10 protein-coding genes are annotated in these 12478 nt (G+C 63.6%); 2 read left to right on the forward strand and 8 right to left on the reverse strand.

Translation table 11 applies throughout. The annotated features are described in order from the left end of the window. Positions 1 to 22: 22 nt before the first annotated feature. The 8 genes from prfB to BLR63_RS15830 form a co-directional block, all read right to left on the reverse strand. Positions 23 to 1118, reverse strand: a protein-coding gene (gene prfB, locus BLR63_RS15795; RefSeq protein WP_130926045.1) for a peptide chain release factor 2 whose coding sequence is annotated in 2 segments (ribosomal slippage) — positions 23 to 1045 and positions 1047 to 1118 — 1095 coding nt in all. Because the reading frame shifts where the segments join, the coding sequence is not laid out codon by codon here. A gap of 172 nt (positions 1119 to 1290) precedes the next feature. Further along, positions 1291 to 2292, reverse strand: coding sequence for a response regulator (locus BLR63_RS15800; RefSeq protein ID WP_010563479.1), 1002 nt, complete (start codon positions 2290 to 2292; stop codon positions 1291 to 1293). Positions 2293 to 2341: 49 nt separating this feature from the next. Next, positions 2342 to 3352, reverse strand: coding sequence for a chemotaxis response regulator protein-glutamate methylesterase (cheB, locus tag BLR63_RS15805; protein ID WP_010563478.1), 1011 nt, complete (start codon positions 3350 to 3352; stop codon positions 2342 to 2344). Next, on the reverse strand, positions 3349 to 5646 hold the full coding sequence (locus BLR63_RS15810; RefSeq protein WP_010563477.1) for a hybrid sensor histidine kinase/response regulator: 2298 nt from the start codon (positions 5644 to 5646) through the stop codon (positions 3349 to 3351). Before BLR63_RS15810 ends, cheB begins: the two co-directional genes overlap by 4 nt. Further along, positions 5643 to 6341, reverse strand: a complete 699-nt coding sequence (locus BLR63_RS15815; protein WP_010563476.1) for a chemotaxis protein CheW — start codon at positions 6339 to 6341, stop codon at positions 5643 to 5645. Before BLR63_RS15815 ends, BLR63_RS15810 begins: the two co-directional genes overlap by 4 nt. Then, complete coding sequence (locus BLR63_RS15820; RefSeq protein WP_010563475.1) at positions 6338 to 7597, reverse strand: CheR family methyltransferase; 1260 nt, start codon at positions 7595 to 7597, stop codon at positions 6338 to 6340. The genes BLR63_RS15815 and BLR63_RS15820 overlap by 4 nt, the downstream gene beginning before the upstream one ends. Continuing rightward, a complete protein-coding gene (locus BLR63_RS15825; RefSeq protein ID WP_010563474.1) occupies positions 7594 to 8106 on the reverse strand; it encodes a chemotaxis protein CheW in 513 nt (170 codons plus the stop codon). Before BLR63_RS15825 ends, BLR63_RS15820 begins: the two co-directional genes overlap by 4 nt. Continuing rightward, on the reverse strand, positions 8106 to 9728 hold the full coding sequence (locus tag BLR63_RS15830) for a methyl-accepting chemotaxis protein (protein ID WP_010563473.1): 1623 nt from the start codon (positions 9726 to 9728) through the stop codon (positions 8106 to 8108). The genes BLR63_RS15825 and BLR63_RS15830 overlap by 1 nt, the downstream gene beginning before the upstream one ends. Positions 9729 to 9940: 212 nt before the next feature. Between BLR63_RS15830 and BLR63_RS15835 the strand changes: the two genes are divergently transcribed. Both BLR63_RS15835 and BLR63_RS15840 read left to right on the forward strand, forming a co-directional pair. After that, positions 9941 to 10852: a LysR family transcriptional regulator gene (locus tag BLR63_RS15835; RefSeq protein WP_010563472.1), complete on the forward strand. Its 912-nt coding sequence runs from the start codon at positions 9941 to 9943 to the stop codon at positions 10850 to 10852. A gap of 133 nt (positions 10853 to 10985) precedes the next feature. Beyond that, entirely contained in the window at positions 10986 to 12443 is a 1458-nt protein-coding gene (locus tag BLR63_RS15840) for a gamma-aminobutyraldehyde dehydrogenase (protein ID WP_010563471.1), read from the forward strand. Positions 12444 to 12478: the final 35 nt, after the last annotated feature.

A 12478-nucleotide genomic window follows, 5' to 3' on the forward strand; every position in this document is an offset into this window, starting at 1 on the left:
GGCAAGCCGGCTCCTACAGTCTTTACAGGCCCGATTTCAGGCTGGCTTCCAGGTATTCGTCGATGTCGCCGTCGAGCACCTTGTCGCAATCGCTGCGTTCGATGTTAGTGCGCAGATCCTTGATCCGCGACGCATCGAGCACATAAGAACGGATCTGGTGACCCCAGCCGATATCCGACTTGGTGTCTTCCAGCGCCTGGGAAGCGGCGTTGCGTTTCTGCATTTCCTGCTCGTACAACTTGGCCCGCAGCATTTTCATGGCGGTGTCCTTGTTCGCGTGCTGGGAACGCTCATTCTGGCAGCTGACCACGGTGTTGGTCGGTACGTGGGTGATACGTACGGCCGAGTCGGTGGTGTTTACGTGCTGACCACCGGCGCCGGAGGAGCGGTACGTGTCGATCCGCAGGTCGGCCGGGTTGATCTCGATTTCCACCTTGTCGTCGATCTCGGGCGAAACGAATACCGCACAGAACGAGGTGTGGCGACGGTTGCCGGAGTCGAACGGGCTCTTGCGCACTAGGCGGTGCACGCCGATCTCGGTACGCAGCCAGCCAAAGGCGTACTCGCCCTTGATGTGCACGGTGGCGCCCTTGATGCCGGCGACTTCACCGGCCGACAGCTCCATGATGGTCGCGTCGAAACCGCGTTTGTCGGCCCAGCGAAGGTACATGCGCAACAGGATGTTGGCCCAGTCCTGGGCTTCGGTGCCGCCGGAACCGGCCTGAATGTCCAGGTAGGCGTTGTTCGGGTCCATTTCGTGGCTGAACATGCGACGGAATTCGAGCTTGGCGAGGTTTTCCTCGAGACGGGCCAGCTCGGCGACGACATCGCCCACTGCGCCTTCGTCGTTTTCTTCGACGGCCATGTCCAGCAGGTCGCGGCAATCGCCCAAGCCGGTGTTCAGTTCGTCGAGGGTGTCGACGATCTGTGCCAGCGCAGAGCGCTCGCGGCCCAGTTCCTGGGCGTATTCAGGTTTGTTCCAGACACTCGGATCTTCAAGCTCGCGATTGACTTCGGTCAGACGCTCATGCTTTTGATCGTAGTCAAAGATACCCCCGAATAGTTTCGGAGCGCTCGGACAGGTCCTTGATGGTGTTAAGGATCGGGTTGATTTCCATGGCGGGCAGCACTCGTTGGCGAACTTTTGAAAGCCGGCGAGTATAACGGCAAACGTCCGACAACGGCAGCCCGCTTGGCGAAAAGGCCGGGGTTTGCAGGCAAGCCGCAGAACATGAATTGCCACTGTGGGAGGGGGTTTGCTCCCATATTCGGATTTGCCCCAGTCTCAAGTCACTCGATGCCGACCTGATTGCGCCCGTTATTCTTGGCCGTATACAACCCCTTGTCTGCCGCCATGATCAGTTTCCGGCAATCGGTGCCTTGTACTGGGGTCATGGTCGACAGACCGATGCTGATGGTCAGGCCCGCGCCTTCGGCCGGGGCGATATGCGGGATTTTCAGCGCGGCGACGGCCATGCGCAGCTTTTCGGCCACCAGCCGCGCCCCACCCGGCGAAGTATTGGGCAGCACCAGGGCGAACTCTTCGCCGCCGTAGCGCGCCGGCAGGTCCGAAGGGCGGCTGCTGGCTTCGCGGATGGCGGCAGCGACCTTGCGCAGGGCTTCGTCGCCTTCGACGTGGCCGAAGCTGTCGTTATAGGTCTTGAAGAAATCCACGTCGATCATCAGCAGCGACAACTGGGTCTGGTCGCGCATGGCGCGGCGCCACTCCAGTTCCAGGTATTCGTCGAAGTGCCGGCGGTTGGACAGCCCGGTGAGGCCGTCGGAGTTCATCAGCCGTTGCAGCACCAGGTTGGTGTCGAGCAACTGTTGCTGGCTGACCCGTAGCGCGCGATACGCCGCGTCCCGCTGCAGCAGGGTCATGTATGAGCGCGAGTGATAGCGGATGCGCGCCACCAGTTCGATGTTGTCCGGCAGCTTGACCAGATAATCGTTGGCCCCGGCCGCGAACGCCGCACTCTTGATCATGGGGTCCTCTTTGGTGGAAAGCACAATGATCGGGATGTTCTGCGTGGCCGGGTGGTTGCGGTATTCGCGCACCAGGGTCAGGCCGTCGAGGCCGGGCATCACCAGGTCCTGCAGGATGACAGTCGGTTTGATGCGGATCGCCTGGGCGATGGCCTGGTGAGGGTCTGCGCAAAAGTGAAAGTCGATGTTGTCTTCATGGGCCAGGCCACGCCGCACCGCCTCGCCGATCATGGCTTGGTCGTCGACCAGCAACACCATGGCGGCGTTTTCGTCGGTCTTAATGTCGTCGATCTGTAAATCATTCATGTGCAGTCACCTGAATTTCTACCTGCCTGCCAGCAGCGGGAAGAGCGGATCATTTTGCAAACACCTCCAGCAATCGGGGCGCAATGCTGTCCAGTGGGCGAATTTCAACAGCAGCATCAATCGCTGCCGCCGCTTTGGGCATGCCATACACCGCCGAGCTTTGCTGATCCTGGGCGATGGTCAAATAACCTTGTTCACGCAGCAGTTTGAGGCCTTGGGCGCCGTCACGCCCCATGCCGGTCAGGAGTACACCGACGGCGTCGCCGTTCCAGTGACTCGCCACGCTTTCGAAGAAGACGTCGATCGAAGGCCGGTAAATCTCGTTCACCGGCTCCGCGGTATAGGCTAGCGTGCCATTCTTCAACAGACGAATGTGGTGGTTGGTCCCCGCCAGCAATACCACGCCGCTCTGGGGCGGTTCACCCTCGCGGGCCAGGCGTACCGGCAGTCCCGAGGCCGTGCTCAGCCATTCGGCCATGCCGGCGGCGAACACTTGGTCCACATGCTGCACCAGCACGATGGCGGCGGGAAAGTCCCGTGGCAAGCCCTTGAGCAGGACTTCCAGGGCCGCCGGGCCGCCCGCCGACGAGCCGATGGCCACCAGGCGCTGGCGTTTGCCGGACGCACGCTGCGGTGCGGTTTCGGCCCGTACGCGGCTGCCACGCTGACCGATCAGCCAGCCAATATTGAGGATCTTGCGCAACAGCGGCGCCGCCGCGTCCTTGGGGTTGCCCACGCCAAGGGGCGGCGTGTCCACCACGTCCAGGGCACCGTGGCCCATGGCTTCGAACACGCGGCTGACGTTGGCCTGGCGGTCGACGGTGACGATCACGATGGCGCACGGGGTCTCGGCCATGATCCGGCGAGTGGCTTCCACGCCGTCCATCACCGGCATGATCAGGTCCATCAGGATCAGGTCCGGGGTCGATTCGGCGCAGCGCTGCACGGCTTCCAGGCCATTGCTGGCGACCCACACCACTTCGTGCGCGGGCTCGAAACTCAGGGCGCGGCGCAAGGCTTCCACCGCCAGGGGCATGTCATTGACGATCGCAATCCTCATGCCCGCGCACCTCCGATCAGTTCCACCACGGCATCGAGCAGCGCGTCGTCATGGAAACTCGCCTTGGCTAAATAGTAGTCCGCGCCGGCGTCCAGTCCACGACGCCGGTCTTCTTCGCGATCCTTGTAGGACACCACCATCACCGGCAACGATTGCAGGCGGCTGTCACGCCGCAAAAGTGTGACCAATTCAATGCCGTCCATGCGGGGCATATCAATATCGGTGATCAACAGGTCAAAGTCCTCGGAGCGCAACGCGTTCCAACCGTCCATGCCATCGACCGCCACCGCCACTTCATAGCCGCGATTGAGCAGTAATTTGCGCTGCAATTCCCGTACCGTGAGCGAGTCATCCACCACCAGCACCCGCTTGCGCGGTGCCTCGGCGGCCTGCTGGCTGCGCCGGGCGATGCGCTCCAGTCGACCGGTGTTGAGCAGTTTGTCCACCGAGCGCAGCATGTCCTCGACATCGACGATCAGCACCACCGAGCCGTCATCGAGCAAGGCCCCGGCGGAAATATCCTGAACCTTGCCCAGACGATCATCCAGCGGCAATACCACCAGGGTACGCTCGCCGACAAAACGCTCTACGGCGATACCGTACACCGCATCGCGCTCGCGGATCACCACCACTTTCAGGGTTTCGTCATTACTCTGCGCCGCCGGGCGCTGTAACAACTGGCTGGCGGCGACCAGGCCGACATGCCGGCCCTCGTGCCAGAAATGCTGGCGGCCTTCCAATTGCACAATGTCGTCGGGCGCCAGGTCGCACATGCGCTCGATATGGGCCAAGGGGAACGCATAGGCCTCTTCGCCGACTTCCACCACCAGGCTGCGCACCACCGACAGGGTCAACGGCACTTCCAAATGGAAGCGACTGCCCTGCCCCGGCGTCTGTTCCAGCACCACCGAGCCGCGCAGTTGGCGGACCATGTGCTGCACCGCATCCAGACCGACACCGCGCCCGGAGACTTCGGTGACTTTGTCGCGCAGGCTGAAACCCGGCAGGAACAGGAACGTCAGCAGCTCTTCTTCGCTCAGGCGCAAGGCTGTTTCCGGCGGCGACAGGTGGCGGTCGACGATGGTGGCGCGCAGGCGCTCCAGGTCAACACCGTTACCGTCATCGCTCAACTCCAGCACCAGCAACCCGGCCTGGTGAGAGGCGCGCAGGCGGATCAGGCCTTCGGCCGGCTTGCCCGCCAGAATGCGCTGCTCGGGCATTTCGATACCGTGGTCGACGGCATTGCGCAACAAATGGGTGAGCGGCGCCTCGAGCTTTTCCAGCACGTCGCGGTCGACCTGGGTCTTTTCACCCTCGATCTCCAGGCGCACTTGCTTGCCCAGGCTGCGCCCCAGGTCACGCACCATGCGCACCTGACCGGCAAGGACATCGGCAAACGGACGCATGCGACAGGCCAACGCGGTGTCGTAGAGCACCTGGGCGCGCTGGCCGGCCTGCCAACCGAACTCATCCAGCTCGACGGTTCTTTCCACCAACAGGGCCTGGGCTTCGCTGAGCAGGCGGCGGGCATCGGCCAGGGCTTCCTGGGCTTCCAGGCTCAAGCCGAGCGTCTTGAGGTGGCCATCGAGGTGGTCCAGTGCACGTAAGCCGTTGCCCTGGACGCGCTTGAGGCGTTGCAGGCTGGCCAGGTACGGTTTGAGCCGCTGGGTTTCCACCAGGGACTTGCTGGACAGGTCCAACAGGCTGTTCAAGCGTTCGGCGGTCACCCGCAGCACTCGCTCACCGCCCTCGGTCATGGGTTTGCTCTGACGCGACGGCGAGAGAGGAATCGGCGGCGCAGGCTCCGGTTCCGGTTCCGGTTCCGGCAACAGCATCTCGACGATGGGCAACGGGGCAGGCAACGGTGCTGGGGCGGGCGGCGGCGCAAGGCTGGCGGTCGGCTGCGAGGGGTCCAGCAAGCGCTCCATCAATGCCACATAGGCTTCTATATCCGCCGGCCCCACGTCGTTGCCGGGGGTGGCGATGCGCATCAGCAGGTCGGTGCCTTGCAATAGCGCGTCGATATGTTCGGGCTGCAGGTACAAGCGGCGTTCCTGGGCACTGACCAGGCAATCCTCCATGACGTGGGCCACGCTGACCCCGGCGTCCACGCCCACGATGCGCGCCGCGCCCTTGAGCGAGTGGGCCGCGCGCATGCAGGCCTCAAGCTGGTCGGCCTGGGTCGGGTTGCGTTCCAGGGCCAGCAGGCCCGCGTTCAGCACCTGGGTCTGGGCGTCGGCTTCCAGGCTGAACAGTTCCAGCAGCGAAGCATCACGCATCTGCTCGGGGGTCATGTGAGGCTCCGGGTCACGGCGGACAACAATTGCGCCTCGTCCAGCCAACGCAGGCTGCGGCCTTTCCACTGCAACACGCCTTGGGTGAAACGGCCGCTGGCCTGAGCGCCAGAGGTCGATGCCGCGTTCAAGGTGCGCTCATCGATGGCGTGGATGCCGTCCACTTCATCCACCGGCACCACCACCGGGCCATCCTGCGCGGCGATGATCAGCATGCGCGGCATGATACGCCCGGCGATGGCGCCATGGCTGGTGGCGTCCAGGCCCAGCAATTCCACCAGCGACAGGCACGCCACCAGCGCGCCGCGCACATTCGCCACGCCGAGCAAGGCGCGGGAACGTTGGTGCGGCAGGGAGTGAATCGGTTGCAGCGGCGCCACTTCCACCAGGCACCGGGTGGCGATCCCCAGCCATTCTTCGCCGAGGCGGAACATCAGCAGGGAACGGGTGACAATGTCTTCGCCCGCTTCGGCGGCGACCGGGCGATGGTCGTCCTGCTGCAACGCGTAGCGATCCAGCAGGCGGGTGGCGGCGGCGGCGTACACCGAACAGTTGCGGCAGTGGATATGGTCCGCCAGCAATGGGCAGGACTTGTCGCCGTGAATGCCGATGCGGTTCCAGCAATCGTCGATGGCCTGGGTGTCGGCCAACGTCAGGTCCAGGCCTGCAGTGTCGAGCACGTCGGGGCTACTCATCGTTTTTGCTCACTGTCAGCTCGCTCGCTACGCGCGGCCCGCGCCTGCAAACGGCGCGCCCCCGCAATGTCGCCCTGGGCTTCGAGCAGCGCGGCCAGTTGCATCAGGGCCTGCGGATGCTGCGGTTCCAGGTACAAGGCTTTTCGGTAAAACCCCTGGGCTTCCAGGGCACTGCCGGCCACATCGCTGAGCAGCCCCAGCCAGTAAAACACCTGGGCGGCCGGCGGGTGTTGACTCAAATAACGTTCGCAGGCGGCACGGGCCTCGGCGCTTTTGCCTTCGTTGGCCAGGGTCGCGATCTGGCTGAGCAGGTCGCCAGCATCCGACGGCGGCGCCTTGACCGGCAGCACCTGGGGACTGGGCGTACTGAACGGTCGCGGCTTGGGCGCGGTCGGCAGGACGTTGCGCCGAGGCGGCGGCGCGGGGATCGGCATGAATACCGGCTCAGGCTTGACCGGTTCGGTGTGCCGGCTGAAGGCGAACGACTGGGGCACGCCGATCGAGCGCATGCCCTGGCCACCCAACAGGCTGCCTTCGGCCGGACCGATAAACAGCACGCCGTCCACGTGGGTCAGCTTCTTGAGCACCTCGAACACCTGTTTTTGCGTCGGCTGGTCGAAATAGATCAGCAGGTTGCGGCAAAACACAAAGTCGTAGCTCGGTTCATTGGCGAGCAACCCCGGGTCGAGCAGGTTGCCGACGTTCAGCCGCACCTGTTCGCGCACGCGGTCTTCGAGGCGGTAACCATCGGCCTGCTCGGTGAAGTGGCGGTCGCGGAACTCAAGGTCGCCGCCACGAAACGAGTTGCGGCCGTACACGCCACGCTGGGCGCGCGCCACCGACAGCGGGCTGACGTCCACGCCCTGGACCTTGAACTGGTGCGGCGCCAGGCCCGCATCGAGCAAGGCCATGGCGATCGAATAGGGTTCTTCGCCGGTGGAACAGGGCAAGCTGAGAATGCGCAGGGCGCGCAGTTGGTTGATCTCGGCCAGGCGCGCCTTGGCCAGGCGGGCCAGGGTCGCAAAGGATTCGGGATAACGGAAAAACCAGGTCTCGGGCACGATCACGGCTTCGATCAGCGCTTGCTGTTCGTCGTGGGAGCGTTGCAAGTGGTGCCAGTATTCATCCGCCGTCTGGGCCGCGACGGCCTGGCTGCGTTGGCGCACGGCGCGTTCGATGATGGCCTCGCCCACAGAGGCCACGTCCAGGCCGATGCGTTCCTTCAAGAAGGCAAAGAAGCGTGGGTCGTTGCTCATAGGCTCGGCCCGGCAGCAAACAGCAAGGCGCGCACTTCATCGGTGAGCAAGTCCGCGACGCCGATCCATTGCATCAAGCCCAAGGCATCTTCGCGCACCGGCCCCAGGTACGGCGCCTGGGGATTGTCCAGGCCGTAGGGCTTGAACTCCGCCGGGTCGCAACGCAGGGTTTCGGTGGCCTGCTCCAGAATCAGCCCCAGCCAGCGTGCGTCGAGCCAGGGCTCGGGTTTGTAGTTGACCAGCACCAGCCGGGTGCTGGTGCGCGCCTGGGCCGGCGTGCCGAAGGTCAGGGCACTGAGGTCGATCACCGGCACCATCGCGCCGCGATGGGCAAAAATCCCGGCGACCCACAATGGCGCATGGGCGAGAGGTTTGAGTGGCAGGCGCGGCAGCACCTCGGCCACTTCGGTGGCCTTGAGGGCATAACGTTCGCTGCCGATGTGGAACACCAGAAACAACGCTTTTTTCGCTGCCGGGACGGCGCCGCGTTTAGTCGCGAGGTCGCTCATCAGACTTTGAAACGCGACACGCCGCTGCGCAGACCGACCGCAACCTGGCTCAGTTCATCGATGGCAAAGCTGGCCTGGCGCAGGGACTCGACCGTCTGGCTGCTGGCATCGCCCAGTTGCACCAGCGCATGGTTGATCTGCTCGGCGCCGGTGGCCTGGGCCTGCATGCCTTCGTTGACCATCAACACCCGCGGCGCCAAGGCCTGCACCTGATGGATGATTTGCGACAACTGCTCGCCCACTTGCTGCACTTCGAACATGCCGCGGCGCACTTCCTCGGAGAATTTATCCATGCCCATCACGCCCGCCGACACCGCCGACTGGATTTCCCGCACCATCTGCTCGATGTCGTAGGTGGCCACGGCGGTCTGGTCGGCCAAGCGCCGCACTTCGGTAGCGACCACGGCAAAACCGCGCCCGTATTCACCGGCCTTTTCGGCCTCGATAGCCGCGTTGAGCGACAGCAGGTTGGTCTGGTCGGCGACCTTGACGATGGTCACCACCACCTGGTTAATGTTGCCGGCCTTCTCATTGAGGATCGCCAGCTTGGCGTTGACCAGGTCGGCCGCGCCCATCACCGAGTGCATGGTCTCTTCCATGCGCGCCAGGCCTTGCTGGCCGGAACCGGCGGCCACCGAGGCCTGATCGGCAGCGGTGGAAACTTCGCTCATGGTGCGCACGAGGTCTTTGGAAGTGGCGGCGATCTCGCGGGAAGTGGCGCCGATCTCGGTGGTCGTTGCCGCCGTCTCGGTGGCCGTGGCCTGTTGCTGCCTGGAGGTGGCGGCGATCTCGGTGACCGAGGTGGTGACCTGCACCGACGACCGCTGGGCCTGGGCCACCAGCGCCGTCAGCTCGGTCATCATGTCGTTGAAGCCGGTTTCGACAGCACCGAATTCATCGTGGCGTTCCAGGTTCAGGCGGTTGCTAAGGTCGCCGGTACGCATGACTTCGAGGATATCGACGATGCGCCGCATAGGCGCCATGATCGTGCGCATCAGCAACAGGCCGCAGAGGCCGGCGGCCAGGATGGCGACGACCAGCGACACGACCATGCTGATCTTGGCCGACAGCACCGCGTCGTCGATGGCCGCCGAGGCCTGGTCGGAGACGCCCTTGTTGCTGGTAATGATGTCATTGAGCTTCATGCGCCCTTCGGTCCAGATCGGCGTCAATTGCTCATCGAGCAATACGCGCGCCGCCGGCAGGTCTTTGGCTTCGATTCGCTCCAGCACTTCGGCCAGGGCTTTGTTGTAGTTGATGTGCGACGCCTTGAAGTTGTCGAACTCCATGCGATCGGCCTGGCCATGGATGGTTTTTTCGTAACCGGCCATCTGTTGCTCAATGCGCGCGTCGAAGGTTCTGTAGTCCGCCTTGTCACTGCCGGTGAGGGTCTTGTCTTCGCGCAGGCCGATGATGTCGACCGTCAGCAGATAGCTGTCGACCCACGCGCTGCGGATCATCGAGCTGAGGTAAACCCCTGGCACCGCATCGTCACGGACGGCTTCCTGGCTGGTCTCGATCTTCAGCAACCGTGAATAGGACACCACCACCATCAGCAGCATGATCGCGATAATGACCGCAAAACTCGCCAAAATGCGCTGGCGCAAGGTCCAATTCTTCACAGTAACTCCTCGAGGGCCATTCAAATGCGAGCGAGTATAGCTGAGCAGAAGCCCTCGTTTATCAGTGGGTTTTGATACAAAGCGCACAGAATGCAAAAACACCCCTGGGAAGCCGCGATGTCGCCCGCTTCCCGATACAACCCGGCTATCCTTCGGTTAAATCGATATACACTCGATCACATCGATAAAAACTCCCCACCGGTAATTCCAGCATGATGACCTTGCGTCAAATCCGGCACTTTATCGCCGTGGCCGAGACCGGCTCGATCTCCGCCGCCGCGCAGGCCGCGTTCATTTCCCAGTCCACCCTGACCCTGGCGATCCAGCAACTGGAGCAGGAAATCGGCGTCATCCTGTTCAACCGCCACGCCAAAGGCATGACCCTCACGCACCAGGGCCATCAGTTTTTGCGCCAGGCGCACCTGATCCTCGCCACCGTCGACAACGCCAAGCGCAGCCTGCAACAGAGCACCGATCAGGTCGCCGGGCAGTTGATCGTCGGCGTGACCAGCCTGGTGGCCGGTTATTACCTGGCCGACCTGCTGACCCGTTTCCAGCGCGCCTACCCCAACGTGGAAATCCGCGTGATGGAGGACGAGCGCCCGTATATCGAGCATTTGCTGGTGAGCGGCGAGATCGATGTAGGCGTGCTGATCCTGTCCAACCTGGAAGACCGCCACGCCCTGCAGACCGAGGTGCTGACCCATTCGCCGCACCGTTTGTGGCTGCCGGCCCAACACCCGCTGCTGGAACACGACAGCATCAACCTGGCCGATGTGGCGCGCGAGCCGTTGATTCAACTGAACGTCGACGAAATGGGCCATAACGCCCAGCGCATGTGGACGTCTGCCGGCCTGCAACCGCGCGTGACCCTGCGCACCGCCTCGACCGAAGCCGTGCGCAGCCTGGTGGCCGCCGGCCTGGGCGTGTCGATCCAGCCGGACATGACCTACCGCCCCTGGTCCCTCGAAGGCGACATTATCGAAGCGCGACCGATTGCCGACCTCAGCCAGACCCTGGACGTGGGCCTGGCCTGGCGCCGTGGCACCTCGCGGCCGGCGCTGGTGGACCCGTTCCTCACCGTCGCACGGGAACAACCGCACCCGCGCAAGCCATCTATTTAATCGAATGCTGCATTCAGTATTTAGTATTTGTTGACCTCGCGTCCGACCTCTAGTCTCTGTGCATCTAGTAAGAGAAGGTCCGGCGCCTTGTAAGAGAACGCCCATGTCCACGCAAGAAAAGAGATCGCGAAAAATGCCCGGCGCGCCCACCCCGCTGCTCACTGCGTTGCTGATCGACGGCGAACTGGTCCAGGGCCAGGGCTTTGTCGAGCCGATCCTCAACCCGGCCAGCGGGGAAGTGCTGACCCAGATCGCCGAAGCCAGCACCGAGCAAGTCGAAACCGCCATTCTCGCCGCCCACCGCGCCTTTGCCGGCTGGTCGCGGACCACGCCGCAGCAACGCTCGAACATTCTGCTGGGCATCGCCGATGCCATCGAACAACAAGCCGACTACCTGGCCCGCCTGGAATCGCTCAACTGCGGCAAGCCGTTGCACCTGGCGCGCCAGGATGACTTGAGCGCCGCCATCGATGTATTCCGCTTCTTCGCCGGCGCTGTGCGTTGCCAGACCGGCCAGCTCAGCGGCGAATACCTGCCGGGCTACACCAGCATGGTGCGCCGCGATCCGATCGGCGTCGTCGCCTCGATTGCGCCCTGGAACTACCCATTGATGATGGCCGCGTGGAAGATCGCCCCCGCCCTGGCTGCCGGCAATACGCTGGTGTTCAAGCCTTCGGAACATACCCCGCTGTCGATCCTCGCCCTCGCGCCTGCCCTTAACGCCCTGTTGCCGCGCGGCGTGATCAACATCGTGTGTGGCGGCGGCGAAGGGGTCGGCAGCCATCTGGTCAGCCACCCGAAAGTGCGCATGGTGTCGCTGACCGGCGATATCGTCACCGGGCAAAAAATCCTGCAAGCCGCATCGAAAACCCTTAAGCGCACCCACCTGGAACTGGGCGGCAAAGCGCCGGTGATCGTGTGCAACGACGCCGACCTGCAAGCGGTGGTCGAAGGTGTGCGCGCCTACGGTTACTACAACGCCGGCCAGGATTGCACCGCGGCCTGCCGCATCTACGCCCAGGCCGGCATTCACGACAAATTGGTCGCCGAGCTCGGTGCGGCGGTCAGCAGCCTGCGTTTTGCCGGCAAGCGCGATGCCGATAACGAACTCGGCCCGCTGATCAGCACCCGCCAGCGCGACCGCGTCGCCAGTTTTGTCGAGCGCGCCCTCGGCCAGCCCCATATCGAACGCATCACCGGCGCCGCCGTGCATTCCGGGGCGGGTTTCTTTTATCAACCGACCCTGCTCGCCGGTTGCAAACAGAATGACGAAATCGTCCAGCGCGAAGTGTTCGGCCCGGTGGTCACCGTGACCCGCTTCGACGAACTGGAACAGGCGGTGGACTGGGCCAACGACTCCGAGTACGGCCTGGCCTCGTCGGTCTGGACCCAGAACCTGGACAAAGCCATGCAGGTCGCGGCGCGCCTGCAATACGGCTGCACCTGGATCAACAGCCATTTCATGCTGGTCAGCGAAATGCCCCACGGCGGCTTGAAGCGCTCGGGGTACGGGAAGGATCTGTCCAGCGATTCGCTACAGGACTACAGCGTGGTGCGCCACATCATGGCGCGCCACGGCCAGCATCTTTAAAACAACAACTAAGCTCATGCGTTACGGCTTCACAC

This window comes from Pseudomonas extremaustralis, assembly GCF_900102035.1.
GTDB classification, from domain to species: domain Bacteria; phylum Pseudomonadota; class Gammaproteobacteria; order Pseudomonadales; family Pseudomonadaceae; genus Aquipseudomonas; species Aquipseudomonas extremaustralis.